Consider the following 26728-nt stretch of genomic DNA (forward strand, 5'->3'; position numbering starts at 1 on the left):
GTGGGGAAAAGGAACGCCACGGTATCGCGTCGCCGCTCGTCGCGGGGAGACCTGCGGGAACCGGGGCCCCCGCGCCGGGGTACAGGGACGAGAGAAGTCGGCGGTCAGTTCGACCGTAGCGAGGACTCGGACGACCCGCGACCGGGCACGGACAGGGATAGAAGGGGCGTAAGGGAAATGAAGGGCACTGTTGGTGAGCTCGGGGAGTTCGGGCTCATCAGGGAGCTCACCTCCCGTCTCACCACCACCCCGGCGGTCCGGGTCGGCCCCGGCGACGACGCCGCGGTGGTCTCCGCGCCCGACCGGCGGGTCGTGGCCAGCACCGACGTCCTGGTGGAGGGGCGCCACTTCCGCCGCGACTGGTCCACGGCCTACGACGTCGGCCGCAAGGCCGCCGCCCAGAACCTCGCCGACATCGCCGCCATGGGCGCCGTGCCGACCGCGCTGCTGCTCGGCCTGGTCGTGCCCGCCGAACTGCCGGTGACCTGGCCCAGCGAACTCATGGACGGCCTGCGCGACGAGTGCCAGGTGGCCGGCGCGGCGGTCGTCGGCGGGGACGTCGTGCGCGGTGACACCATCACGGTGTCCATCACCGCGCTCGGCGACCTGCGCAACCAGGAGCCCGTCACCCGGGGCGGGGCGCAGCCCGGCGACATCGTCGCGGTGACCGGCTGGCTCGGCTGGTCCGCGGCCGGGTACGCGGTGCTCTCCCGTGGCTTCCGCTCCCCGCGCGCCTTCGTCGAGGCGCACCGGCGCCCCGAGCCGCCGTACCACGCGGGCCCGGCCGCCGCAGGACTGGGCGCGACCGCCATGTGCGACGTCAGCGACGGGCTGATCGCCGACCTCGGCCACATCGCCGAGGCCAGCAAGGTGCGCATCGACGTCCGCTCCGGGGCGATCGACATCCCCTCGCAGATGAACGACATCGGGCAGGCCGTCGGCGTCGACCCCATGCAGTGGGTGCTGACCGGCGGCGAGGACCACGCGATCGTGGCCACCTTCCCGCCGGACGTGAAGCTGCCCGCCCGGTGGAAGGTCATCGGGGAGGTGCTCAACCCGTCCGCGCTGCCGCAGGTGACGGTGGACGGGGCGCCGTGGACCAGTCAGGGCGGCTGGGACCACTTCGGGGACATCGAGTCATGAGCGCGCCGCCCCGGGTGCTGACGGTGGCCGGCTCCGACTCCGGAGGGGGAGCGGGCATCCAGGCCGACCTGAAGACCATGCTGGCGCTCGGTGTGCACGGCATGAGCGTGCTCACCGCGGTGACCGCGCAGAACTCCGTCGGCGTGCAGGGCGCCTGGGAGCTGCCGGTGGAGGCGGTGCGCGCCCAGTACCGCAGCGTGGTCGACGACATCGGCGTGCAGGCGGTCAAGACCGGCATGCTGTCCTCGGCCGAACTCGTCGGGACGGTCGCCGACTTGCTGGCCGGCACGGACGCGCCGACGGTCGTGGACCCGGTGGGCGTCTCCAAGCACGGCGACGCGCTGCTGGCGGCGTCGGCGCTGGACTCCGTCCGCACGAAACTGCTGCCGGTGGCGACCGTGGTCACCCCCAACCTGGACGAGGTCGCGCAGCTCACCGGCGTGCGCGTGGCCTCCGAGCCGGACATGCGGCGGGCCGCCGCGGCCGTGCTGGAGTTCGGCCCGCGCTGGGTGGTGATCAAGGGCGGCCACCTCGCCGGCGGCGCGTCGCAGGAGGCCGTCGACCTCCTCGCGAACGGCACGGAGGAACACTGGCTCCGCGCCCCCCGCCACGACAACCGCCACACCCACGGCACCGGCTGCACCCTGGCCTCCGCCATCGCCTCGTACCTCGCCCGGGGACACACGGTCCCAGAAGCGGTGAACGCGGCGAAGGCCTACGTCACCGGGGCGCTGGCGTCGGGCTTCTCCCTCGGCGGGGGGATCGGCCCGGTGGATCACGGGTGGGCGCTGCGGCATGGAGAGGCGTAGGACGCCTGGACGACCGACGGGCGTCGGCCGGCCCGCCGGGACGGGAGAACGAACGTTTCCGTCGCTCCCGCCATCCGGGCCACGTGGTGCCGCGTCGGCCTTGGGGGCGGACCGAACCGCGCCGCCGGGCGGCACCCGGACCGCGCGACTGGCGCATCCCGCAACGGCCGCCGGGCGCCGGCCGCTCAGGGGCGCGGCGGTCCGCCTGACAGCCGGGTGACCGCCGCGTGCCGAGCACGGGGGCGCTCGAGTCTCCCGTGCGTCACCCGGCCGTCCGGCCGGCGCCCTGCCGCTGGGTACAGCAAAAAGCCGGTCCACCCTGAGGTGGACCGGCTCGTTGCGGCGATACCGGCTGTGGCCGCGCGCTCAGCGATTGCGTCAGCGCGAGACCTTGCCGGCCTTGATGCACGAGGTGCAGGCGTTCACGCGCTTCGGCGTCCCGCCGACCACGGTACGCACACGCTGGATGTTCGGGTTCCAGCGGCGGGGCGTACGGCGGTGCGAGTGCGAGATGTTGTTGCCGAAGCCCGGCCCCTTGCCGCAGACGTCGCAGTTGGCAGCCACGGGTCACTCCAAAGACTTCAGATGCACTTACGGTTGATCCCGGCAGGCCGGGATACAGATCCTGAGCTCGAAGAGCCGGGCGGATCTGAGTGGCGTTGCCAGGGGAGACGCCCGATCGGATCGGGCAACCGGAGCAGCATACAACGGCTGCACCCGTAGGACGAAACTAGCATGCCAGCTCACAGGGCCGCCTGCGGCCCTCTTCCGGCAGGCGGGGGCCCACCGTCTACGCTGCGTGCCACGTCCAGCAGCTCGAGGAGGCGCAGGTGCCGCAGGTGCCGCAGACGTTCGATGCTCTCGCGGTGCGTGCCTGGTGCGGTCTCGCGCTCGACGCGCTCGGACGGGCCCGCGAGGAGATCGACGCGATCAACGTCTATCCCGTGGCGGACGGTGACACCGGCACCAACCTCTATCTGACGCTGGAGTCCGCGGTCACGGCCGTGGAGGCGGTGTTCGCCGGTCACGAGGCGGGCGGTGGCGGGGACCCCGGCCGCCCCACCCTCGCCGACGCGGTACGAGCGATGGCGCACGGCGCGCTGATCGGCGCGCGCGGCAACTCCGGGACGATCCTCGCCCAGCTGCTGCGCGGCATGGCCCAGGTGCTGGCCGGCGACGACGCCCCGGCGCACGCCGACGGCACGGGCCTCGGGCTCGCCCTGCGGCACGCGGCCGACTCCGCCCGGCAGGCGGTGGCGCACCCTGTCGAGGGCACGGTCCTCACGGTCGCCTCGGCCGCCGCCGACGCGGCCGGGGCCGCCGACGGCGACTGCGGCGCGGTGGCCCGTGCCGCCTACGAGGGCGCCCGCACGGCGCTCGCCGAGACCCCGGACCGGCTGGACGTCCTGCGGCAGGCGGGCGTGGTCGACGCGGGCGGACGCGGCCTGGTGACCGTCCTGGCGGCGCTGGTGGAGTCGCTCACCGGGGAGACGCCCCGGGGCCCGGCGGCACGCGGGCCCGGACCGTACCCGCGCACCGAGGCGGCGCACACGGTCGCCGCTCCCTGCGCGGACGACGACGCCCCACCGCGGCCCGGAGGTCCCGCCTTCGAGGTGATCTACCTGCTGGAGGCCGAGGACGCGGCCGTCGCCCGGCTGCGGGAGCGGCTCGACGCGCTCGGCGACTCCCTCGTCGTGGTCGGCGGCGACGGCCTGTGGAACGTCCATGTGCACGTCGACGACGCCGGCGCCGCCGTGGAGGCGGGCGTCGAGGCGGGACGGCCGTACCGCATCCGGATCACCCACTTCGGCATCGGGGACGCGCACGCGCCGGGGGCCGAGCGGACGCCCGCCGAGCGCGTCCAGCGGGCCGTGGTGGCCGTGGTGCCCGGTGAGGGCCTGGCGGCGCTCTGCACGGAGGCCGGCGCCACGGCCGTGCTCGCCCGGCCCGGGGAGCCGCCCGCGAGCGGCGAGCTGGTCCAGGCCGTACGGCGCGCCCACGCACGCGAGGTGGTGCTGCTGCCCAACGACGCCGAGCTGCGCCACACCGCCGCCGCGGCCGCCGAGCAGGTGCGGGCGGAGGGCGTCCGGGTGGCGCTCATCCCCACCCGCTCCGCGGTGCAGGGCATCGCGGCGCTCGCGGTGCACGAGCCGCAGCGCCGCTTCGACGAGGACGTGGTGGCCATGACCTCCGCCGCCGGCGCGACCCGCTACGCGGAGGTGACCGTCGCCGAGCGGCAGTCCTGGACCATGGCCGGCATCTGCCAGGCCGGCGACGTCCTCGGCCTGGTCGACGGCGACGTGGCGGTCATCGGCCAGGACCTCACCGAGACCGCGCTGGCCGTTCTGGACCGCATGCTCGCGGCCGGCGGGGAGCTGGTGACGCTGGTCGTCGGCGACGGCGCCCCGGAGTCCGTCGCCGAACGCCTTCAGGCGCGGGTCCGCGAGGCCTACCTGGCCGTCGACACCGTCGTCCACCACGGCGGCCGGCAGGGCTCCGTCCTCCTCATCGGCGTCGAGTGACCCGTCCGCCGTCGCCCGGCGCGGACCGGGGAGGCGGCCCCGCCGTCCCCGCTCTGTCAGTGGAGTGGTGTCCAATGGATTCCGTGCCCGCACTGGACGAACCACTGAAGAAAGTGCTCGGCCCCGCCACCGCGAAGGTGATGGCCGAGCACCTCGGCCTGCACACCGTCGGCGACCTGCTGCACCACTACCCCCGCCGGTACGAGGAGCGCGGCCAGCTCACCCACCTCGCCGACCTGCCGATGGACGAGCACGTCACCGTGGTCGCGCAGGTCGCCGACGCCCGGCTGCACACCTTCGCCTCCAGCCGCGCCCCGCGCGGCAAGGGCCAGCGCCTGGAAGTGACGATCACCGACGGCAGAGGCCGGCTCCAGCTGGTCTTCTTCGGCGCCGGCGTCCACAAGCCGCACAAGGAACTTCTGCCGGGCACCCGCGCGATGTTCGCCGGCAAGGTCTCCGTCTTCAACCGCCGCCTCCAACTCGCCCACCCGGCCTACGAGTTGCTGCGCGAGGACGCCGAGGAGACGGTAGAGACCTGGGCGGGCGCGCTCATCCCGATCTACCCGGCCACCGCCAAGCTGGAGTCCTGGAAGATCGGCAAGGCGCTGCAGACCGTGCTGCCCAGCGCCCAGGAGGCCGCCGACCCGCTGCCGGAGTCGCTGCGAGAGGGCCGCGGCCTGGTCCCGCTGCCCGAGGCGCTGCTGAAGATCCACCGCCCGCACACCAAGGCGGACATCGAGGAGGCCCGCGCCCGCCTCAAGTGGGACGAGGCGTTCGTCCTCCAGGTCGCCCTCGCCCGCCGTCGGTACGCGGACGCCCAGCTCCCGGCCGTGCCCCGCCGACCCCGGCCCGACGGCATCCTCGCCGCCTTCGACGACCGTCTCCCCTTCACGCTCACCGAGGGCCAGCGCAAGGTCTCCGAGGAGATCTTCGCCGACCTCGCCACCGACCACCCCATGCACCGCCTGCTCCAGGGCGAGGTCGGTTCCGGCAAGACCCTGGTCGCCCTGCGCGCCATGCTCGCCGTCGTCGACGCGGGAGGCCAGGCGGCGATGCTCGCGCCCACCGAGGTGCTCGCCCAGCAGCACCACCGCTCCGTCACCGAGATGATGGGCGAGCTGGCCCAGGGAGGCATGCTCGGCGGCGCGGAGAACGCCACCAAGGTGGTCCTGCTCACCGGCTCCATGGGCGCCGCCGCCCGCCGCCACGCCCTGCTCGACCTGGCCACCGGCGAGGCCGGCATCGTCATCGGCACGCACGCGCTCATCGAGGACAAGGTGCAGTTCCACGACCTCGGCCTGGTCGTCGTCGACGAGCAGCACCGTTTCGGCGTCGAGCAGCGCGACGCCCTGCGCGGCAAGGGCAAGCAGCCGCCGCACCTCCTCGTCATGACGGCCACGCCCATCCCGCGCACGGTCGCCATGACCGTCTTCGGCGACCTGGAGACCTCCGTCCTCGACCAGCTCCCGGCCGGCCGCTCGCCCATCGCCAGCCATGTCGTCCCGGCCGCCGACAAGCCGCACTTCCTCGCCCGCGCCTGGGAGCGCGTGCGCGAGGAGGTGGAGAAGGGCCACCAGGCGTACGTGGTCTGCCCGCGCATCGGTGACGAGGAGGACGGGGCCAAGGCGAAGAAGAAGTCCGACGAGGACGAGGCGGAGAAGCGTCCCCCGCTCGCCGTCCTCGACACCGCCGAGCAGCTCGCGCGCGGCCCGCTGGCCGGACTGCGCGTCGAGGCCCTGCACGGCAGGATGCAGCCCGACGACAAGGACGCCGTGATGCGCCGGTTCGCCGCCGGTGAGGTGGACGTCCTGGTGGCCACCACCGTCATCGAGGTCGGCGTCAACGTCCCGAACGCCACCGTGATGGTGATCATGGACGCCGACCGCTTCGGCGTCTCCCAGCTGCACCAGCTGCGCGGCCGCGTCGGCCGCGGCTCGGCCCCCGGACTGTGCCTGCTGGTCAGCGAGATGCCCGAGGCGAGCGCCGCCCGCCAGAGGCTGGACGCCGTCGCGTCCACCCTCGACGGCTTCGAGCTCTCCCGCATCGACCTCGAACAGCGCCGCGAGGGAGACGTGCTGGGCCAGGCCCAGTCCGGCACCCGGTCCAGCCTGCGCATGCTCGCCGTCATCGACGACGAGGAGGTCATCGCCGAGGCCCGTGAGGAGGCCACCAGGATCGTCGCCGCCGACCCGGACCTGGAGCGCCTGCCCGCCCTGCGCACCGCGCTGGACGCCCTGCTGGACGAGGAGCGTGAGCAGTACCTGGAGAAGGGCTGACAGACTGGGACGCGGCCACCGGCCCGCACCCACCGACCCGTACTCACGGACAAGGACCGAGGACATGACCCGCGTGATCGCCGGCACCGCCGGCGGACGCCGCCTGGCCGTCCCGCCCGGGCAGGGCACCCGCCCCACCTCCGACCGGGCGCGCGAAGGGCTCTTCTCCACCTGGCAGTCGCTGCTCGGCGGCCCCCTCGACGGCGAACGCGTCCTCGACCTCTACGCCGGCTCCGGCGCCGTCGGCCTGGAGGCCCTGTCCCGCGGCGCCGGACACGTCCTGCTCGTCGAGGCCGACGCCCGCGCGGCGCGCACCGTCCGGGAGAACGTGAAGTCGCTCGGCCTCCCGGGCGCCGAAGTGAGGTCCGGCAAAGCGGAGCAGATCGTCCGGACCGCGGCGCCGGAGCAGCCGTACGACCTCGTCTTCCTCGACCCGCCCTACGCCGTGTCCGACTCCGATCTTCGGGAGATCCTCCTCACACTCCGCTCCCAGGGGTGGCTCACCGACGACGCCCTCGTCACCGTGGAGCGCAGCACCAGAGGCGGAGAATTCGCCTTCCCGCCGGGTTTCGAGGCCATCCGGGCCCGTCGTTACGGCGAGGGAACGTTTTGGTACGGTCGCGCCGCCTCTACGTGCGAAGACGCACGATGACCGGACCGGAGAGCGAGGGACCACCAGTGCGCCGCGCCGTATGTCCCGGGTCGTTCGACCCGATCACCAACGGACACCTCGACATCATCGCCCGGGCCTCCCGGCTGTACGACGAGGTCTACGTCGCGGTGATGATCAACAAGTCCAAGAAGGGCCTGTTCGAGATCGAGGAGCGGATCGACCTGATCCGCACCGTCACCGCCGAATACGGCAACGTCCGGGTCGAGGCCTTCCACGGCCTCCTCGTCGACTTCTGCAAGCAGCGCGACATCCCCGCCATCGTCAAGGGCCTGCGCGCGGTCAGCGACTTCGACTACGAGCTGCAGATGGCCCAGATGAACAACGGCCTCTCGGGCGTGGAGACCCTCTTCGTCCCCACCAACCCCACCTACAGCTTCCTGTCCTCCTCGCTCGTCAAGGAGGTCGCGGCCTGGGGCGGAGACGTCTCCCACCTGGTGCCCGCCGAGGTCCTGACGGCACTCACCGAACGCCTGAACAAGGACTGAACGCGCCCCGGCGCCACGGACGGTGAAGGGCATCCGTTGTCCACCGGCCGCCCCATGGCCGTACAGTCGTCCCGTCCGTCTCCAACACAGCTGTAGAGAGTGGCGAGCACACGGTGGACGTGCAGAAGAAGCTGGACGAGATCGTCGCCGCGGTCTCAAGCGCCCGGTCGATGCCCATGTCGGCGTCGTGCGTGGTCAACCGCGCCGAACTGCTCGCCATGCTCGACGAGGTGCGCGCGGCGCTGCCCGACTCCCTCGCCCAGGCCGAGGAGTTGATCGGCGGCCGCGAGCAGATGGTCGAACAGGCCCGCCAGGAGGCCGAGCGGATCATCTCCGAGGCCCACGCCCAGCGCGGCTCGCTGGTCGCCGAGACCGAGATCGCCCGCCGCTCCCAGGCCGAGGCCGACCGGATCCTCGCCGAGGCCCGCCAGGAGGCCGAGGAGATCCGCGCGGAGGCCGACGACTACGTGGACTCCAAGCTCGCCAACTTCGAGGTCGTCCTCACCAAGACCCTCGGCTCCGTCGGCCGCGGCCGCGAGAAGCTGCTCGGCACCGGCCCCGGCCTCGACGAGCAGGGCTACGAGGACGAGGACGCCCCCGAGCGCAGCCACGACCCGGAGACGCTGCGCCGCAACGCGGACGCCTACGTCGACGTCAAGCTCGGCGCCTTCGAGGCGGTGCTCGCCAAGACGCTGGAGGCGGTCGGCCGCGGCCGGCAGAAGCTGCACGGCCGGATCGCCACCGACGACCTGGGCGCGCTGGCCGACGACCCCACCACCGTCCAGCACTCCAGCGACGCCGACTACCTCGCCGACCTGGCCTCCCTCGCCGAGCAGGACGCCCGGGGCCGCCGGTCCGAGCCGCAGCAGCCGCCCCGGCCCCAGCAGCCCCCGCAGCCGCAGACACAGCCGTACGCCCAGCCGGAGCCCGCGTACGGCTACGACGCCCAGCAGGCCGACCCCTACGGCGGCTACCAGCAGCAGTACGGCGGCGCCCAGGACCCGTACGCCCAGGCGGGCGGCTACGCCCAGGCCAACCCGTACGCGGCCTACCAGGGCTACGACGCCTCCCAGCAGGCGTACGACCCCGGCCAGGCCGCCCAGCACGTGCCGCAGCAGCAGGGGTACGCGCTGGACGAGACGAGCCTGTTCGACACGAGCATGATCACGCCCGAGCAGCTCGAGGCGTACCAGCGCGAGCGGGGCCTCTAGGGGCGGATTGGGCCGAGAGCGAAAGGTCCAGTATCCTTGCTCTTCGGTCGCGCGTATGACCGCGATCCACGCTGCCCGGGAACGCACCGTACGGCAGCGACACCCTCTGAGCTCGAAGATCGAAAGCAGGAATGGCTCTGAACGCCCGCCTCGACCACCGCAACCCCCTCGTGTTCGACACGCACGAGCTGGGGCGGCGGCCCGGTGCGCTGCAGCGCCTGACCCGTACGGTCGACGCTCCCCAGGACCTCGGTATCGCGGGAGTGGTCGGAGTGCCGGAAGGCGCCCCGGTGGAGCTCGAACTCCGGCTCGAGTCGGTCATGGAAGGTGTGCTCGTCACAGGCACCGCCCGTGCCAAGGCCGAGGGGGAGTGCGTAAGGTGTCTGGAGCCGCTCGAGCTGGAGCTCGAAGCGGACTTCCAGGAGATGTTCTCGTACCCTGACGCCGACGACCGGGGCCGCGTGATCGCGGAACCGGGCGACGACGCCGAGGACGACGAGGACCGGCTCCTCCTCGAGGACGGCCTGTTCGACCTCGAGCCGGTGCTGCGCGACGCGGTGGTGCTCGCACTGCCGATGCAGCCGGTGTGCCAGGAAGACTGCCCGGGACTGTGCTCCGAGTGCGGAGCACGGCTGGCGGACGACCCGGACCACCATCACGACGCCGTCGACATCCGTTGGGCGGCATTGCAGGGACTCGCCGGCACCATGAAGGACGGCGAGAAGGACGAGATGAGCGGCGCCGATGCCGGCGTCGACGAGAAGCAGGAGAAGTAGCCGTGGCTGTTCCGAAGCGGAAGATGTCGCGCAGCAACACGCGCCACCGCCGGTCGCAGTGGAAGGCTGCGGTCCCCACCCTGGTTGCGTGCGAGCGCTGCCACGAGCCCAAGCAGCAGCACATCGCGTGCCCGTCTTGCGGCACTTACAACAAGCGCCAGGTCCTCGAGGTCTGAGCGGCTGGTGAGAGGCACTGTGTCCACGCCGAAGAAAAACTCTGCGGACAACCAGGCCTCGTCCCCAACGCTTCTGGAAGGGCGGCTCGGCTACACGGTCGAGTCCGCCCTTCTGGTGCGTGCGCTGACCCACCGTTCCTACGCGTACGAGAACGGCGGTCTGCCGACGAACGAGCGGCTGGAGTTCCTCGGGGACTCCGTGCTCGGCCTCGTCGTCACCGACACGCTGTACCGCACCCACCCCGACCTGCCCGAAGGCCAGCTGGCCAAGCTGCGGGCCGCGGTGGTCAACTCGCGTGCGCTGGCGGAGGTGGGCCGCGGGCTCGACCTCGGCTCCTTCATCCGGCTCGGCCGCGGTGAAGAGGGAACGGGCGGCCGGGACAAGGCGTCCATCCTCGCCGACACCCTCGAAGCGGTGATCGGCGCGGTCTATCTCGACCAGGGCCTGGAATCGGCGGCGGAGCTGGTGCACCGCCTGTTCGACCCGCTGATCGAGAAGTCCTCGAACCTGGGAGCCGGCCTGGACTGGAAGACCAGTCTCCAGGAGCTCACCGCGACCGAGGGGCTCGGCGTTCCCGAGTACCTGGTCACGGAGACCGGCCCCGACCACGAGAAGACCTTCACTGCTGCCGCCCGCGTCGGAGGCGTCTCGTACGGCACCGGCACCGGCCGCAGCAAGAAGGAGGCGGAGCAGCAGGCCGCCGAGTCCGCATGGCGGTCCATCAAGGCCGCGGCGGACGAGCGGGCCAAGGCGGCTCAGGAGGCCGAAGAGGTCGTCCAGGCCGCCGAGGCCGAAGCCTCCGGCAAGAGCGCCGACGCCCCGTCGGCCTCCGCCTGACGTAGCACGCACGGCCCGAGCGCCCGTCCCCGCACCGGGGCGGGCGCTCGGTGCTCGTTCCACCGGTCCTGGGAGGACGTCATGCCCGAGCTGCCCGAGGTCGAGGTCGTCCGGCGCGGACTCGAGCGGTGGGTCGCCCACCGGACCGTCGCCGACGCCGAGGTCCTGCACCCGCGCGCCGTGCGCCGCCACGTCGCCGGCGCGGACGACTTCGCGCACCGGCTGAAGGGCCACCGCATCGGCGTCCCGCGCCGCCGCGGCAAGTACCTGTGGCTGCCGCTCGAGGACACCGACCAGTCGGTCCTGGCCCACCTCGGCATGAGCGGCCAGCTGCTGATGCAGCCGCACGCCGCGCCGGACGAGAAGCACCTGCGCATCCGCATCCGCTTCACCGAGCCGCAGTCGCCCGACGAGGGCCCGGCGGGCGACACCGAGCTGCGCTTCGTCGACCAGCGGACCTTCGGCGGTCTGTCGCTGCACGACAACACCCCCGAGGGCCTGCCCGACGTCATCGCGCACATCGCCCGCGACCCGCTCGACCCGCTCTTCGACGACGAGGCCTTCCACCAGGCGCTGCGCCGAAAGCGGACCACGATCAAGCGGGCGCTGCTCGACCAGTCGCTGATCAGCGGCGTCGGCAACATCTACGCGGACGAGGCGCTGTGGCGCGCCCGCATCCACTACGAACGCCCGACGGCCGGCCTCACCCGCCCCCGCACCCTGCAGCTGCTGGGCCATGTCCGCGACGTGATGAACGCGGCCCTCGTCGCCGGCGGCACCAGCTTCGACAGCCTCTACGTCAACGTCAACGGCGAGTCCGGTTACTTCGACCGTTCCCTGGACGCGTACGGCCGCGAGGGTCTGCCCTGCCGCCGCTGCGGGTCGCCGATACGCCGGCGGGCGTGGATGAACCGCTCCAGCTACTTCTGCCCGCGCTGTCAGCGGGCGCCGCGCGCCGCGTCGTAACGCTCCCGGGCCTCGAGGACGGTGTCCATGCTGTCCTCCAGGAGACGGATGAGCGCCAGCAGGTGCTCGGCGACCTCGCGGCCCAGCGGGGTCAGTTCGTAGTCCACCCGGGGCGGGTTCGTCAGCTGCGCCTCGCGGTGCACGAGCCCGTCGCGCTCCAGCGCGTGCAGGGTCTGCGACAGCATCTTCTCGCTGACGCCGTCGACCCGCCGGCGCAGCTCGTTGAACCGCAACGAGCCCTCGTACAGCGCCCCCAGAGTCAGCGCCCCCCAGCGCCCGGTCACGTGTTCCAGCGTGCCGCGGGACGGGCAGGACTTGGCGAACACGTTGAACGGGAGGTCCCGGTCCTCCGGGGCCGACTGCGCGGTCGTCATAGGTTCAGCGTACTTCAGAGCAGCGCTCACCGAAGGGTGGCGCTTACTGCTGGTAAGCGAAGGGGGAGAGTGACCGTGCTGCCTCAGGGCGAGGCGGGCCGCCGTCGAGAGGACGGCGCCGCCCACCTGAGACAGGCCGAGGGCGCCGGCCCGCAGCCCACCCGAAGAGGGTGGCGCTGCCGGCCGGCGCCCGGGCCGAGTCGTCCGCGGAGGACTCAGTAGCCGAAGTTCTGCGTCCACCAAGGGCCGCCCGGGCCCAGGTGGACGCCCACGCCGAGGGTCTTGAAGTCGCAGTTCAGGATGTTCGCCTTGTGGCCGGGGCTGTTCATCCAGGCCTGCATGACGGCTTCGGCGTCGGCCTGGCCGCGGGCTATGTTCTCGCCGCCGAGGTTGCTGACACCGGCCGCCTGTGCGCGGTCCCACGGGGTGTCGCCGTCGGGGTCCGTGTGGTCGAAGAAGCCCCGGTCGGCCATGTCGTCGCTGAACGCCGTGGCCAGCGAGGTCAGTGCGCTGTCCGCGGTGACCGGGCTGCAGCCCACCTTCGCGCGCTCGGCGTTGACCAGTCGCAGCACCGCCGCGGCGGCGGTGGACTCGGCCGAGGTCTGGCCCTTGCCCTGGCTCTGGTCGCCCGCCTTCCTCTCGGTGTCGGGCGCCGTCCTGCGGTCCTGCGCCTGCTCCTCGGTCTTCTCCGGGGCGGCCGCGGACTCCGTCTTCTCGGGCGTCTTCTCCGCCTCGGGCGCCGTCGTCGGCGCGGCCGGGGCGGACGGCGTCGCCGAGGGCGCCGGGGAGGTGGCGCGTCCGCCGTCGCGGCTCGCGGGAGTCGAGGCGTCGCGGCTCGGGGCTTCGGCGGAGCCGGAGGTACCGCCCTGCTCGGTCGGCAGGTTGGTCGCCACACCGGCGCCGGCCTGCACGTTGTCGCTGGGGCCGCGGTCGCCGCCGAGCTTGTAGTTCTCCAGGCCCGGCACCGCGCCGGTGGCCACCGCGACCGTGCCGATGGCCACGGCGGCGGACACGCCGAGCAGCCCGGTGCGGACCGGCGTCGCGGCCTTCTTCTTCTTGCGGCGCCGTCCGTTCGCGGGCCGGTCGTCCGCGCCGACCGACGAGGTCACGGTGGTGCGGGCGGTCCGTACGGGGCGGGGCCGGGGCGTGACGTCCCACTCGGGGAGCGGGCCGTCACCGGCGAAGGAGTGCCCCGTGAAGTCGTACTCGGCGGTGCGGGGGCCCGGGACGGTCGGGGCCGCGACGGTGTCCGCGGGGGGCGCGGTGTGGGCGGGGGGCGCCATGCGGGCGTACGCCGGGGCGGGGCCCGCGTCCGGGTGGCCGCCAGGGGGGAAGCCGGTGCCGACGGGGACCGCGGTCTCGTCCGCCGCGTACAGGTACGCCTCGCTGCGGGCGTACGTCTCCGCGTAGGCCTCCGGGTTCAGGTACGGCGCGGTGCCCATCGTGGGCGGGCCGTCGGTCAGGTACGGCGCGGTGCCCATCGTCGGCGGGCCGTCGGTCCCGGCGCCTCGCGGGTCCAGGCCTTCACCGTAGGAGCCGTCGTGGTGGGTGACCCCGGCGGCGCGGCTCGTGGCGGCGCGGCCGGCGTCGGAGCGTCGGTGGCGTCCCATGTATGGCCTTCCTCGTCCTGGCGGTCGGCCGCGTCCCGCGACCAGCCCGAAACTCGACGATCACGAAACTCACACGAACGAGTGAGTTTCATATGAGATTCATGGGTGGGGACGCTACCGCATGGCGCAAGGGGGAGGAGTGCCCGGTGTGACTTTGTCCGGTTAGGTTGCAGGCATGAGCGAGGATGTGCGACTGGTTGCCTGGGTCCGTGGACATGTGCAGGGCGTGGGCTTCCGCTGGTTCACCCGGGCCAAGGCCCTGGAGATCGGCTGCCTGCAGGGCTTCGCCCTGAATCTCGGAGACGGCAGGGTGCAGGTGGTCGCCGAGGGCCCCCGCGACCGCTGCGAGCGACTGCTGGAGTGGCTCCAGGCCGGCGACACGCCCGGGCACGTGGACGGTGTGACCGAGATCTGGGACACACCTCGCGGCGGCTACGACGGCTTCGCGATCCGCTGACGGCGCCTGCCGGGCGGGCGTACCGAGGTCCGCACAAGACCCGCCGCGAACCGTCCGGACGGAAAAAGTCCTGGTGATCGAAGCGAACGGCTTGCCAGCGGCAACTGCGCCCGCCAAGATGATCGCCACGCCCCGAGGACCCGCGAGGAACGCGACGCCGCCGCCGTCCGGCCGTATGCGCCCGGTTGTCCCCCAATACGGGGCGTGATCGTGTTGACCCTCAAACTTTTTGGTGAGACGCTGAAAGCCCCGCGCACCTTAGCTGTTTGGCATGGCTGAACGGCAGCACAACTCCAGGCCTGCCAAGCACCGCGGGTGCTCATCCCTCACGACCCACACCGCATCGGTCGGTCACTCATTGTGGAGGACCATCCATCATGGCAAAGGCGCTTCTCGGTTACGTCGGCGGCTCCGACCCGCGACTCCTCGCCGAGATGCGACGGCTCCAGCAGCGCGTCCAGGACCTGGAATCCGAGCTCGTGCGGATCCAGGCCGAGAAGGACGCCCTGAAGGCTGCCGCTTCTCACGACAGGATCATGGAGAGCGTTGACGCACACCAGGCGGAGCCTGCGCTCACCTGATCACTGCACGCTCCACGAACAGCACCGCAGTGGTCGGGCTTGCCCGTCACCACCGCCGAGCAGTCAGAACTGCAAGGGACGCTTCGGCGTCCCTTCTTTCTTCACCCCTCCGCGTCCCGAACCGCTGAGCCTGCCGTCTGTCCGCGGTTGACCCCCGCGACCCCCGCGCGGCGCACTCTCTGTCCCGCGCACCTTTTCACCTTCTCAACGTCTGGCATGCCCTGCGCGTTCACCCGCGAAACCGCGCGCTCATGGAGTGAGACATGCCCGCCGGGTAGAGTCCGACGGCGTGCACCTCAAGGCCCTGACCCTCCGCGGCTTCAAGTCGTTCGCCTCGGCGACCACGCTCCGGTTCGAACCGGGCATCACGTGCGTCGTCGGTCCGAACGGCTCGGGCAAGTCCAACGTGGTGGACGCGCTCAGCTGGGTCATGGGCGAGCAGGGCGCCAAGTCGCTGCGCGGCGGCAAGATGGAGGACGTCATCTTCGCCGGCACCACCGGCCGCCCGCCGCTCGGCCGCGCCGAGGTGTCCCTCACCATCGACAACTCCGACGGGGCCCTCCCCATCGAGTACGCCGAGGTCACCATCACGCGGATCATGTTCCGCAACGGCGGCAGCGAGTACCAGATCAACGGCGACACCTGCCGCCTGCTGGACATCCAGGAACTGCTCTCCGACTCCGGCATCGGCCGCGAGATGCACGTCATCGTCGGCCAGGGCCAGCTCGACTCCGTCCTGCACGCCGACCCCATGGGCCGCCGCGCCTTCATCGAGGAGGCGGCCGGCGTCCTCAAGCACCGCAAGCGCAAGGAGAAGGCGCTGCGCAAACTGGACGCGATGCAGGCCAACCTCGCGCGCGTCCAGGACCTCACCGACGAACTCCGCCGCCAGCTCAAGCCGCTCGGCCGCCAGGCCGCCGTCGCCCGCCGCGCCGCCGTCATCCAGGCCGACCTGCGCGACGCCCGCCTGCGCCTCCTCGCCGACGACCTCGTCACGCTGCGCGAGGCGCTCCAGGCCGAGATCGCCGACGAGGCCGCCCTCAAACAGCGCAAGGAGGCGGCCGAGGCCGAGCTGAGGAAGGCCCTCCAGCGCGAGGCGCTCCTGGAGGACGAGGTCCGCCGCCTCACCCCGCGGCTGCAGAACGCCCAGCAGACCTGGTACGAGCTCTCCCAGCTCGCCGAACGCGTGCGCGGCACCATTTCGCTGGCCGACGCGCGCGTGAAGAGCGCCACCTCCGCGCCCCCCGACGAGCGGCGCGGCCGGGACCCCGAGGACATGGAGCGCGAGGCCGCCCGCATCCGCGAGCAGGAGGCCGAACTGGAGGCCGCGCTCGAGGCGGCAGAACGCGCGCTGGAGGACACCGTCGCCCACCGCGCCGAACTGGAGCGCGAACTCGCCCAGGAGGAACGGCGCCTCAAGGACGTCGCCCGCGCCATCGCCGACCGGCGCGAAGGTCTCGCCCGGCTCAAGGGCCAGGTCGGTGCCGCCCGCTCCCGCGCCGCCGCCGCCCAGGCCGAGATCGAACGCCTCGCCGCCGCCCGCGACGAGGCACGGCAGCGCGCCGTGGCCGCCCAGGAGGAGTACGAGGCCCTCCAGACGGAGGTCGACGGACTCGACGCGGGCGACGCGGAACTCGCCGAGCGGCACGAGGAGGCCAAGCGCGGACTCGCCGAGGCCGAGGCCGCCCTGACCGCCGCGCGCGAGGCGGTCACCGCCGCGGAGCGGAAACGCGCCGCGACCCAGGCACGCCACGAGGCCCTGGCGCTCGGCCTGCGCCGCAAGGACGGAACCGGCGCGCTGCTCGGCGCGAAGGACAGCCTCACCGGGCTGCTGGGCCCGGCCGCGGAACTGCTGACGGTGACGCCCGGCTACGAGGTACCGCTCGCGGCCGCGTTCGGCGCGGCGGCGGACGCCCTCGCGGTCTCCTCCCCGTCCGCCGCGGCCGACGCGATCCGGCTCCTGCGCAAACAGGACGCGGGCCGGGCCGCTCTCCTCCTGGCCGGCCCGTTCCCCGACACCGCGCACGAAGTCCCCTCCGGGGGCGCGGGGAACGGCGCGTCCAGCCACGAAGCACCCGCACCCGCCACTCCCTCCGGAGCCCTCCTGCTCGGAGCGCGCACCCCCCTCCCCGCGGAGCGCCTCGTCAGCGGCCCCGACGACCTCATGCCGGCCGTACGACGGCTCCTGCACAACACCGTCGTCGTCACCACCCTCGAGGACGCCGAGGAACTCGTCCACGCCAAGCCCGGCCTCACGGCCGTCACCGCCGAGGGCGACCTGCTCGGCGCACACTTCGCGCACGGCGGCTCGGCCGGCGCCCCCAGCCTGCTGGAGGTGCAGGCGTCCGTCGACGAGGCCGCCGCCGAGCTGGAGGAGCTCGGGGTGCGCTGCGAGGAGCTGGCAGAGGCGCAGGAGGCGGCATCGGCCCGGCGCCGGGAGTGCGCGGCCCTCGTGGAGGAGCTGGGGGAGCGGCGCCGGGCCGCCGACCGGGAGAAGTCCGCCGTGGCCCAGCAGCTCGGCCGCCTCGCCGGACAGGCGCGCGGCGCCGCCGGAGAGGCCGAACGCGCCGGTGCCGCCGCCGAACGCGCGCAGGAGGCCCTCGACAAGGCGCTCGCCGAGGTGGAAGAACTGGCCGAGCGGCTCGAGGCGGCCGAGGAGCTGCCGTTCGAGGAGGAGCCCGACACCTCCGTGCGTGACCGGCTCGCCGCCGACGGGGCCAACGCCCGCCAGACCGAGATGGAGGCCCGCCTCCAGGTCCGTACGCACGAGGAGCGGGTGAAGGGGCTGGCCGGGCGGGCCGACTCCCTGGACCGGGCCGCCCGCGCGGAACGTGAGGCACGCGCGCGTGCCGAGCAGCGTCGCGCCCGGCTGCGCCACGAGGCGGAGGTCGCCGCCGCCGTCGCCGCGGGCGCCCGCCAGCTGCTCGCGCACGTCGAGGTGTCCCTGTCCCGCGCCGCCGAGGAGCGCACCGCCGCCGAGGCCGCCAAGGCCCGCCGCGAGGAGGAACTCGCCCGCGCCCGCGGCGAGGGACGCGATCTCAAGGCGGAACTCGACAAGTTGACGGATTCGGTTCACCGCGGGGAGGTACTCGGCGCCGAGAAACGGCTGCGGATGGAGCAGCTGGAGGCGAAGGCGCTGGAGGAACTGGGTGTCGAACCGGCCGGGCTGGTGGGGGAGTACGGCCCGCACCAGCTCGTACCGCCCTCGCCCCCCGCCGACGGCGAACAGCTTCCGGAGGATCCGGAGCATCCGCGCAACCAGCCCCGTCCCTTCGTGCGGGCCGAGCAGGAGAAGCGGCTGAAGGCCGCCGAGCGCGCCTACCAGCAGCTCGGCAAGGTCAACCCGCTCGCCCTTGAGGAGTTCGCGGCGCTGGAGGAACGCCACCAGTTCCTCAGCGAGCAGCTGGAGGATCTGAAGAAGACGCGCGCGGACCTGCTCCAGGTCGTCAAGGAGGTCGACGAACGCGTCGAGCAGGTCTTCACCGAGGCCTACCGGGACACGGCCCGGGAGTTCGAGGGCGTCTTCTCGCGGCTCTTCCCGGGCGGCGAGGGACGCCTGGTGCTGACCGACCCCGACAACATGCTCACCACGGGCGTGGACGTCGAGGCGCGTCCGCCGGGCAAGAAGGTCAAGCGGCTGTCGCTGCTGTCGGGCGGCGAGCGGTCGCTGACCGCGGTGGCGCTGCTCGTGTCGATCTTCAAGGCGCGGCCCAGCCCGTTCTACGTGATGGACGAGGTCGAGGCCGCCCTCGACGACACCAACCTCCAGCGGCTGATCCGGATCATGCAGGAGCTGCAGGAGGCCTCGCAGCTGATCGTGATCACGCACCAGAAGCGCACCATGGAGGTCGCCGACGCGCTGTACGGCGTCTCCATGCAGGGCGACGGCGTGTCCAAGGTCATCAGCCAGCGTCTGCGCTGAAGCGGCTCAAACTCTTCAAGATGTGAACCCTTGGTGGGTCCGACCCCGGGCTCCTGCGTCTCGTAACTCACAGCCGACGACCTATTGACTTCAAGAATTGAAGACATAGTCTCTGCAATGTTGTTTTTACCTTCAGGTGCCTATGGCAGAAACCTTGAAGGGCTGACCCCCCACCCGGCGATGTTGCCGGTGGCCCGAGGAGTACACGTGACCAGCACCGCGCAGGCACAAGCGTCAGGAGCCAGGACGGCTCACCCCGAACATCTCGGGCATGTCATCTTCATCACCGCTGCCGCCGCCATGGGCGGCTTCCTCTTCGGCTACGACAGCTCCGTGATCAACGGCGCGGTCGAGGCGATCCGCGACCGCTACGACGTCGGCTCCGCCGCGCTCGCCCAGGTCATCGCCATCGCGCTGATCGGCTGTGCCATCGGCGCCGCCACCGCCGGCCGGATAGCCGACCGCATCGGACGCATCCGCTGCATGCAGATCGCCGCGGTCCTCTTCACGGTCAGCGCCGTCGGCTCCGCGCTGCCCTTCGCGCTGTGGGACCTCGCCTTCTGGCGGGTCGTCGGCGGCTTCGCCATCGGCATGGCCTCCGTCATCGGCCCGGCCTACATCGCCGAGGTGGCCCCGCCCGCCTACCGCGGCCGGCTCGGCTCCTTCCAGCAGGCCGCGATCGTCATCGGCATCGCCGTCTCCCAGCTCGTCAACTGGGGCATCCTGAACGCCGCCGACGGCGACCAGCGCGGTGAGCTGATGGGCCTGGAGGCCTGGCAGGTCATGCTCGGCGTCATGGTGATCCCCGCCGTCCTCTACGGGCTGCTCTCCTTCGCCATCCCCGAGTCGCCCCGCTACCTGATCTCCGTCGGCAAGCACGAGCGCGCCCGCCAGATCCTCTCCGAGGTCGAGGGCAGCGAGGTCGACCTCGACGCGCGCGTCACCGAGATCGAGACCGGCATGCGCCGCGAGGAGAAGTCCAGCTTCAAGGACCTGCTCGGCGGGAGCTTCTTCTTCAAGCCGATCGTCTGGGTCGGCATCGGCCTCTCGGTGTTCCAGCAGTTCGTCGGCATCAACGTCGCGTTCTACTACTCCGCCACGCTGTGGCAGTCGGTCGGCGTCGACCCGTCGGACTCGTTCTTCTACTCGTTCACCACGTCGATCATCAACATCGTCGGCACCGTCATCGCGATGATCTTCGTCGACCGCGTCGGCCGCCGGCCGCTGGCCATCATCGGCTCCGTCGGCATGGTGATCGGTCTCGCGCTCGAGGCCTGGGCGTTCTCCTCGAACCTCGTCGACGGTCAGCTGCCCGCCACGCAGGGCTGGGTGGCCCTGATCGCGGCCCACGTCTTCGTCCTCTTCTTCGCCCTGTCGTGGGGTGTGGTCGTGTGGGTCATGCTCGGCGAGATGTTCCCGAACCGGCTCCGGGCGGCGGCGCTCGGTGTGGCCGCGGCGGCTCAGTGGATCGCCAACTGGGCGATCACCGCGAGCTTCCCGTCGCTGGCGGACTGGAACCTGTCCTTCACGTACGTGATCTACACGGTGTTCGCGGCGCTGTCGATTCCGTTCGTGCTGAAGTTCGTGAAGGAGACGAAGGGCAAGCGGCTGGAGGAGATGGGCTGACGCCCCTCTGCCCCCTTGGACCCGAGGGGTGGGGTCACCTCCCCGCTGCCCCGCCCCTCGTGTGCGCCACCCCCCACCCGCCCCGGTTCGGTGTTGTCCGAGCCGGGGCGGCGGCGTGTCCGGGGCAGGTGCGGGTGGGTGAGGGCTGATCGCCCAGTTCCCCGCGGCTCTCAGGGAGCGGCGGTTGCCGTGGAGTTGTGAGGTGCGGCGTCCGCCGGGGCTGAGCGCGCAGTTCCCCGCGCCCCTGTCGCGCCTCGGACGGCGCGCGTCTGTATGGGGGGCGTGGGGGGAGCATGGCTGATACTGGACGGGTTATGGACATCGTCATCCTTGCTGTAGTCATCGCCGTGGTCGTGCTCGGCACGCTCGGCGGGCTGATCGTCGGGAGCCGGCGCAAGAAGCCGCTGCCCCCGCCGCCGCCCGCCGCGCCCGACATCACCGCCCCGCCGGCCGAGCCGCACGTCGGCGAAGAGGCCGAGACGCCGCGGGAGGAACCGCGGCGCACCATCGAGGAGGTTGATCTTCCGGCGGGCGCCGGTCCCGTCGTCATCGAGGAACCGCCCGCCGCCGAGGCTCCCGAGATCGAGATCCCGGAGCCCACCGCCGGCCGTCTGGTCCGGCTGCGCGCCCGGCTGTCCCGGTCGCAGAACGCCCTGGGCAAGGGCCTGCTCACCCTGCTGTCCCGAGAGCACCTGGACGAGGACACCTGGGAGGAGATCGAGGACACCCTGCTCACCGCCGACGTCGGCGTCCAGCCCACCCAGGAGCTGGTCGAGCGGCTGCGCGAGCGGGTCATGGTGCTCGGCACCCGCACCCCCGAGGAGCTGCGCGCGCTGCTCCGCGAGGAGCTGATCACGCTGGTCGGTCCCCAGATGGACCGCACCGTGCACACCGAGAACCCCGACGGAGGCCCCGGCGTCGTCATGGTCGTCGGCGTCAACGGCACCGGCAAGACCACCACCACCGGCAAGCTCGCCAGGGTCCTGGTCGCCGACGGCAACACCGTCGTCCTCGGCGCCGCCGACACCTTCCGCGCCGCCGCCGCCGACCAGCTGCAGACCTGGGGCGAGCGGGTCGGCGCCCACATCGTGCGCGGTCCTGAGGGCGGCGACCCGGCCTCCGTCGCGTTCGACGCGGTCAAGGAGGGCAAGGAGATGAGCGCCGGCGCGGTGCTCATCGACACCGCCGGCCGGCTGCACACCAAGACGGGCCTCATGGACGAGCTCGGCAAGGTGAAGCGGGTCGTGGAGAAGCAGGCCCCGCTGGACGAGGTGCTGCTGGTGCTCGACGCCACCACCGGCCAGAACGGTCTGGTGCAGGCGCGGGTCTTCGCCGAGGTCGTGGACATCACCGGCATCGTGCTCACCAAGCTCGACGGCACCGCCAAGGGCGGCATCGTCGTCGCCGTCCAGCGCGAGCTGGGCGTCCCGGTCAAGCTGATCGGGCTCGGCGAGGGCGCGGACGACCTGGCGCCGTTCGAGCCCGAGGCCTTCGTGGACGCCCTGCTGGGGGAATGACCCCCGAGCCGTCCGGCCGTACGCGAGGAAGCGCCCGCCCCCGAGAGCGATCGGGGGACGGGCGCTTCGCCGTACCGGGAGGGGCGGGCGCGCGAGCGGGAAGGGCGTCAGGTGCCCGAGCGGTGCGCCACGTACGCCAGTGTGCCGAGCAGCAGCCGGGCCTCCGGAGGACGGGAGGCGGAGTCCAGGGCGGGGGAGCGCAGCCAGCGCACCGGGCCGAGGCCGGCGCGGTCCGACGGCGGCGCCGTGACGTGCGTCCCGCGTCCCAGGCCGCGCAGGTCGAGGGCGCCCGGGTCGTCCCAGCCCATGCGGTACAGCAGGTCCGGCAGGGCCGCCGCGGCGCCCGGGGCGACGAAGAACTGGGCCCGGCCGTCCGGGGTGGCGGCGACCGGTCCGACCGGCAGGCCCATCCGCTCCAGCCGCGCCAGGGCGTGACATCCGGCGGGCTCCGCCACCTCGATCACGTCGAACGCCTGCCCGACGGGCAGCATCACCGAGGCGCCCGGGAACTCCGACCAGAGGGCGGTCACCTCGTCCAGCGGCGCGCCCGCGCGGATCACCGGCGCGTGCTCCAGGGGATGGGCGCCCGGCGCCCGGCAGCCCGCGCGGCCGCAGGAGCAGGACCCGGCGACGGCGCGCACACCCGGCACCACGTCCCAGCCCCACAGTCCCGTGTACTCCGCCACGACCGTGCCGTCCGAGGAGCGGCCGCGCCGCCGCGAGCCGGACCGGATGTCACGGATGCCCCGACTGATGCCGATCGTGAAGCCCATGCCCCCTCCAACGGGTCCGACGTACCGGTGGTTACGTAGCGGACGCAGAGTGTGACTCTCTGTTTCCGGCTTCCCGGGTGCGACCTGAGCCAACCAGCGCCTCGATGTGCGTGGGGTGGTGCGGTGGGTGTTCGCGCGCCTCGGAGTGCACCGCTGCATCCACTCTTGTCCGCCCTGTGTCAAGTCAATCGCGGGACGGCGACGGTGCGTTCATTCGAAGGGGTGGCGAATGGTGGCGATTGAGGTTCCGCCATGGTGGGACGGGTGATCATAGGGTTACTGTGTGTGCACGGCTTGGATGGGGCACATGCACGCGTGGGTATGCCGGAGGCAACTCGGCTTTACGTTCGGAGGGTGGCAACCGCCGGACGGGCGGCCCCAACTACCGGCATTCTGATAGGGCTTGGCGCACTCAGCGGCAAGTGGTGTTCAGGGATGGGGGCGTTCCAGTGAGCGGCAACGGCGGTGGCGGGACGAGTTCTGCGAGTGCGGAGAAGCGCCCGAACGAGCTGCTCACCTCGTGGTTCGTCCGCAGCGGCTGGTCCAAGGGTGAGCTCGCCCGCCAAGTGAACCGCAGAGCCCGGCAGTTGGGCGCCAACCACATCTCCACCGACACCTCCCGGGTGCGCCGCTGGCTGGACGGGGAGAACCCGCGCGAGCCGATCCCGCGCATCCTCTCCGAGCTGTTCTCCGAGCGCTTCGGTGTCGTCGTCTCCGTGGAGGACCTGGGCCTGCGCACCACACGCCCGGCGCCCTCCGCGACCGGCGTCGACCTTCCCTGGACGGGCCCGCAGACCGTGGCCCTGCTCAGCGAGTTCTCGCGCAGCGACCTCATGCTGGCGCGGCGCGGCTTCCTCGGGAGCTCGCTGGCCCTCTCCGCGGGCCCGTCCCTCATCGAGCCCATGCAGCGCTGGCTCGTCCCCTCCCCGTCCAGCCCGCTGCCCAGGCCCGAGCCGGACGTCGCCCCCTCCTCGGCGCGCGCCCGCGGCCGGCTCTCCAAGCCGGAGCTGGACCTGCTGGAGACCACCACCGTGATGTTCCGGCAGTGGGACGCCCAGTGCGGCGGCGGACTGCGCCGCAAGGCCGTCGTCGGCCAGCTCCACGAGGTCACCGACCTCCTCCAGGAGCCCCAGCCGGACGCCACCACCAAGCGGCTGTTCAAGGTCGCCGCCGAGCTCGCCGAACTGGCCGGCTGGATGTCGTACGACGTCGGGCTCCAGCCCACCGCGCAGAAGTACTTCGTGCTCGCCCTGCACGCCGCGAAGGAGGCCGGCGACCGGCCCCTCGGGTCCTACGTCCTCTCCAACATGAGCCGCCAGATGATCCACCTCGGCCGCCCCGAGGACGCCCTGGAGCTCATCCACCTCGCCCAGTACGGCAGCCGCGACTGCGCGAGTCCCCGCGTCCAGTCCATGCTGTATGCGATGGAGGCCCGCGCCTACGCCAACATGGGCCAGCCCGGCCGCTGCAAGCGCGCCGTCCGCATGGCAGAGGACACCTTCGCCGAGGCCGACGAGTGGGACGAGCCGGACCCCGACTGGATCCGCTTCTTCTCCGAGGCCGAGCTGTACGCGGAGAACAGCCACTCCTTCCGCGACCTCGCCTACGTCGCGGGCCGCAGCCCCACCTACGCCTCGCTCGCCGAGCCGCTGATGAAGCGGGCCGTGGAGCTGTTCGGCCAGGAGGGCGGCGAGCACCAGCGCTCCTACGCCCTCAACCTGATCGGCATGGCCACGGTCCATCTCCTCCAGCGCGAGGCCGAGCAGAGCACGGTTCTCGCCACCGAGGCCATCAAGGCGGCCAAGAAGGTCCGTTCCGAGCGCGTCAACACTCGTATCCGAAAGACCGTCGACACCGCCGTGCGCGACTTCGGTGAGCTCGCCGAGGTCGTCGAACTCACCGAGCGGCTCGCGGTCGAGCTGCCCGAGACCGCCCAGGCGGTCTGACCCGCCGAAACACCCTGGACCCCGGCCGCGGCCGGCCCTCCCGAACTGCCCGACTCGGCTCCCCCATGCCAGTCATTCGGAAGGCCGGCCGCGGCCGGTCGTGTGTCTCCCCGGCCGCGGTTGCCCGCCGTACACCGAAGATTGCGCCACGATAACGATCGGCGCACCCCGGATCCGGCGGTTCACCGACCCGTAACACGCCGGGTGCCTTCGTCACGGCGGCGAAACAACGAGGGGCTTCCACCGAAACGGCGCTGCGCCAATCTCATGGCGCATAACCGGCCCACCCCTCAATCCGCTCAAGGCTTCGCCCGCACGGGGCCGTACCAACGACGAGGAGACGCCGATGGCACAAGCCATCACCCTGGCAGCAGACGCGCCCACGCTGTCCGCCGCCAACACAGGGTTCATGCTCATCTGTTCCGCCCTGGTGATGCTCATGACCCCCGGTCTGGCCTTCTTCTACGGAGGCATGGTCCGGGTCAAGAGCACGCTGAACATGCTGATGATGAGCTTCATCAGCCTGGGCATCGTCACCATCCTGTGGGTGCTCTACGGATTCTCCGTCGCGTTCGGCGACGACAAGGGCAGCCTCGTCGGCTGGAACTCCGACTGGGTCGGCCTGAGCGACATCGGCCTGACCGAGCTGTGGGACGGCTACACCATCCCCGTGTTCGTCTTCCTGGTCTTCCAGTTGATGTTCGCCGTCCTCACGCCCGCGCTGATCAGCGGTGCCCTCGCAGACCGCGTGAAGTTCACCGCGTGGGCCCTGTTCGTCGCCCTGTGGGTCACCGTCGTCTACTTCCCGGTGGCCCACTGGGTCTGGGGATCCGGTGGCTGGGCCTTCGAGCTCGGCGTCATCGACTTCGCCGGCGGTACCGCGGTGCACATCAACGCCGGTGCGGCCGCCCTCGGTGTCATCCTCGTCATCGGCAAGCGCATCGGCTTCAAGAAGGACCCGATGCGTCCGCACAGCCTCCCGCTGGTCATGCTCGGCGCCGGTCTGCTGTGGTTCGGCTGGTTCGGATTCAACGCCGGCTCGTGGCTCGGCAACGACGACGGCGTCGGCGCGCTGATGTTCGTCAACACCCAGGTCGCCACCGGTGCCGCGGTCGTCGGCTGGCTCGCCTACGAGAAGATCCGCCACGGCGCGTTCACCACGCTGGGCGCCGCCTCCGGCGCGGTCTCCGGTCTGGTCGCCATCACCCCGGCGGGCGGCGCGGTCTCCCCGCTCGGCGCCATCGCGATCGGCATCATCGCCGGTGTCCTGTGCGCCATGGCCGTCGGCCTCAAGTACAAGCTGGGCTACGACGACTCCCTCGACGTCGTCGGCGTCCACCTCGTCGGCGGCATCATCGGCTCCCTGCTCGTCGGCTTCTTCGCCACCGGCAAGGGCCAGTCCGACGTCGCGGGCCTCTTCTACGGGGGCGGTCTCGACCAGTTCTGGAAGCAGTGCGCCGGTGTCTTCGGTGTCCTCGCCTACTCCTTCGTCGCCTCCGCGGTCCTGGCCCTCCTGATCCACAAGACCATGGGTATGCGAGTCTCCGAGGACGAGGAGGTGGCCGGCATCGACCAGGCCGAGCACGCCGAGACCGCATACGACTTCAGCGGCGCGGGCGGCGGCGCGGCCCGTACGCCGGCCAGCAGCCCCGCCGTCCCGGCCGAGAGCAAGAAGGTGGACGCATGAAGCTCATCACCGCCGTCGTGAAGCCGCACCGGCTCGACGAGATCAAGGAGGCCCTCCAGGCCTTCGGAGTGCACGGTCTGACCGTCACGGAGGCCAGCGGCTACGGCCGCCAGCGCGGCCACACCGAGGTCTACCGCGGCGCCGAGTACACCGTCGACCTGGTGCCCAAGGTCCGCATCGAGGTCCTCGTCGAGGACGACGACGCCGAACAGCTCGTCGACGTCGTCGTCAAGGCGGCCCGCACCGGCAAGATCGGCGACGGCAAGGTGTGGACCATCCCCGTCGAGACGGCCGTACGGGTCCGGACCGGCGAGCGCGGCCCGGACGCGCTCTGACAGCAGACCGACCGAACAGGAGTCG

At 72.1% G+C, this 26728-nt stretch carries 23 protein-coding genes; 19 read left to right on the forward strand and 4 right to left on the reverse strand.

The genetic code is table 11. From position 1 onward, the window contains the following. Positions 1–177 precede the first annotated feature (177 nt). Complete coding sequence (locus tag MTR79_RS07155) at positions 178–1143, forward strand: thiamine-phosphate kinase (RefSeq protein ID WP_048459358.1); 966 nt, start codon at positions 178–180, stop codon at positions 1141–1143. Beyond that, positions 1140–1952, forward strand: a complete 813-nt coding sequence (gene thiD / locus MTR79_RS07160) for a bifunctional hydroxymethylpyrimidine kinase/phosphomethylpyrimidine kinase (RefSeq protein ID WP_244789561.1) — start codon at positions 1140–1142, stop codon at positions 1950–1952. Before MTR79_RS07155 ends, thiD begins: the two co-directional genes overlap by 4 nt. A 378-nt stretch (positions 1953–2330) precedes the next feature. Here thiD and rpmB read toward each other — a convergent pair whose 3' ends face one another. Further along, positions 2331–2516, reverse strand: coding sequence for a 50S ribosomal protein L28 (rpmB, locus tag MTR79_RS07165; RefSeq protein ID WP_004924906.1), 186 nt, complete (start codon positions 2514–2516; stop codon positions 2331–2333). A 266-nt stretch (positions 2517–2782) separates the two neighbouring features. Between rpmB and MTR79_RS07170 the strand changes: the two genes are divergently transcribed. The 9 genes from MTR79_RS07170 to mutM all read left to right on the forward strand — a co-directional run bounded on the left by MTR79_RS07170 (position 2783) and on the right by mutM (position 11875). Then, the gene (locus tag MTR79_RS07170; protein ID WP_244789562.1) at positions 2783–4474 is read left to right on the forward strand and encodes a DAK2 domain-containing protein; all 1692 of its coding nucleotides are present in this window, start codon (positions 2783–2785) and stop codon (positions 4472–4474) included. Positions 4475–4548: 74 nt separating this feature from the next. Then, entirely contained in the window at positions 4549–6750 is a 2202-nt protein-coding gene (recG, locus tag MTR79_RS07175; RefSeq protein WP_244789563.1) for an ATP-dependent DNA helicase RecG, read from the forward strand. A 64-nt stretch (positions 6751–6814) separates the two neighbouring features. Further along, entirely contained in the window at positions 6815–7402 is a 588-nt protein-coding gene (gene rsmD / locus MTR79_RS07180) for a 16S rRNA (guanine(966)-N(2))-methyltransferase RsmD (protein ID WP_086702272.1), read from the forward strand. A 26-nt stretch (positions 7403–7428) separates the two neighbouring features. Then, on the forward strand, positions 7429–7908 hold the full coding sequence (gene coaD, locus MTR79_RS07185; protein ID WP_048459353.1) for a pantetheine-phosphate adenylyltransferase: 480 nt from the start codon (positions 7429–7431) through the stop codon (positions 7906–7908). A 113-nt stretch (positions 7909–8021) separates the two neighbouring features. Next, a complete protein-coding gene (locus tag MTR79_RS07190; protein WP_244789564.1) occupies positions 8022–9119 on the forward strand; it encodes an ATP synthase F0 subunit B in 1098 nt (365 codons plus the stop codon). A gap of 131 nt (positions 9120–9250) precedes the next feature. After that, on the forward strand, positions 9251–9895 hold the full coding sequence (locus MTR79_RS07195) for a YceD family protein (RefSeq protein ID WP_048459351.1): 645 nt from the start codon (positions 9251–9253) through the stop codon (positions 9893–9895). A gap of 2 nt (positions 9896–9897) precedes the next feature. Beyond that, entirely contained in the window at positions 9898–10071 is a 174-nt protein-coding gene (gene rpmF, locus MTR79_RS07200) for a 50S ribosomal protein L32 (protein WP_003951102.1), read from the forward strand. Between the two features lie 19 nt (positions 10072–10090). Then, a complete protein-coding gene (gene rnc / locus MTR79_RS07205) occupies positions 10091–10909 on the forward strand; it encodes a ribonuclease III (protein WP_086702276.1) in 819 nt (272 codons plus the stop codon). An 81-nt stretch (positions 10910–10990) separates the two neighbouring features. Continuing rightward, entirely contained in the window at positions 10991–11875 is an 885-nt protein-coding gene (gene mutM / locus MTR79_RS07210) for a bifunctional DNA-formamidopyrimidine glycosylase/DNA-(apurinic or apyrimidinic site) lyase (RefSeq protein WP_244789565.1), read from the forward strand. Here mutM and MTR79_RS07215 read toward each other — a convergent pair. Then, positions 11848–12249: a helix-turn-helix domain-containing protein gene (locus tag MTR79_RS07215; protein ID WP_086702278.1), complete on the reverse strand. Its 402-nt coding sequence runs from the start codon at positions 12247–12249 to the stop codon at positions 11848–11850. The genes mutM and MTR79_RS07215 overlap by 28 nt on opposite strands. Positions 12250–12464: 215 nt before the next feature. After that, a complete protein-coding gene (locus tag MTR79_RS07220; RefSeq protein WP_244789566.1) occupies positions 12465–13859 on the reverse strand; it encodes a CAP domain-containing protein in 1395 nt (464 codons plus the stop codon). A 175-nt stretch (positions 13860–14034) separates the two neighbouring features. Here MTR79_RS07220 and MTR79_RS07225 point away from each other — a divergent pair, with 175 nt between their 5' ends. The 5 genes from MTR79_RS07225 (at position 14035) to ftsY (ending at position 21962) form a co-directional block, all read left to right on the forward strand. Continuing rightward, on the forward strand, positions 14035–14316 hold the full coding sequence (locus MTR79_RS07225; protein WP_086701962.1) for an acylphosphatase: 282 nt from the start codon (positions 14035–14037) through the stop codon (positions 14314–14316). 377 nt (positions 14317–14693) lie between these two features. Beyond that, positions 14694–14897 carry a hypothetical protein gene (locus MTR79_RS07230; protein ID WP_006130460.1) on the forward strand — a complete coding sequence of 68 codons (204 nt, stop codon included), beginning with the start codon at positions 14694–14696 and terminating at the stop codon, positions 14895–14897. Positions 14898–15186: 289 nt separating this feature from the next. Continuing rightward, positions 15187–18819 carry a chromosome segregation protein SMC gene (smc, locus tag MTR79_RS07235; protein WP_244789567.1) on the forward strand — a complete coding sequence of 1211 codons (3633 nt, stop codon included), beginning with the start codon at positions 15187–15189 and terminating at the stop codon, positions 18817–18819. Between the two features lie 207 nt (positions 18820–19026). Next, entirely contained in the window at positions 19027–20445 is a 1419-nt protein-coding gene (locus MTR79_RS07240) for a sugar porter family MFS transporter (RefSeq protein WP_189366121.1), read from the forward strand. A 314-nt stretch (positions 20446–20759) separates the two neighbouring features. Beyond that, on the forward strand, positions 20760–21962 hold the full coding sequence (ftsY, locus tag MTR79_RS07245) for a signal recognition particle-docking protein FtsY (RefSeq protein WP_086703293.1): 1203 nt from the start codon (positions 20760–20762) through the stop codon (positions 21960–21962). A gap of 107 nt (positions 21963–22069) precedes the next feature. Here ftsY and MTR79_RS07250 read toward each other — a convergent pair whose 3' ends face one another. Then, entirely contained in the window at positions 22070–22735 is a 666-nt protein-coding gene (locus MTR79_RS07250) for a bifunctional DNA primase/polymerase (protein WP_048459341.1), read from the reverse strand. Between the two features lie 449 nt (positions 22736–23184). On the opposite strand from MTR79_RS07250, the gene MTR79_RS07255 reads away from it, so the two are divergent. The 3 genes from MTR79_RS07255 (at position 23185) to MTR79_RS07265 (ending at position 26703) form a co-directional block, all read left to right on the forward strand. Continuing rightward, positions 23185–24681 carry a hypothetical protein gene (locus tag MTR79_RS07255; RefSeq protein WP_048459340.1) on the forward strand — a complete coding sequence of 499 codons (1497 nt, stop codon included), beginning with the start codon at positions 23185–23187 and terminating at the stop codon, positions 24679–24681. 346 nt (positions 24682–25027) lie between these two features. Next, positions 25028–26368, forward strand: coding sequence for an ammonium transporter (locus MTR79_RS07260; RefSeq protein ID WP_086703292.1), 1341 nt, complete (start codon positions 25028–25030; stop codon positions 26366–26368). Next, positions 26365–26703: a P-II family nitrogen regulator gene (locus tag MTR79_RS07265; RefSeq protein WP_006130453.1), complete on the forward strand. Its 339-nt coding sequence runs from the start codon at positions 26365–26367 to the stop codon at positions 26701–26703. The genes MTR79_RS07260 and MTR79_RS07265 overlap by 4 nt, the downstream gene beginning before the upstream one ends. The last annotated feature ends 25 nt before the right edge of the window (positions 26704–26728 follow it).

The organism is Streptomyces sp. BJ20, from assembly GCF_022869105.1.
In the GTDB taxonomy this organism is placed as follows: domain Bacteria; phylum Actinomycetota; class Actinomycetes; order Streptomycetales; family Streptomycetaceae; genus Streptomyces; species Streptomyces griseoincarnatus.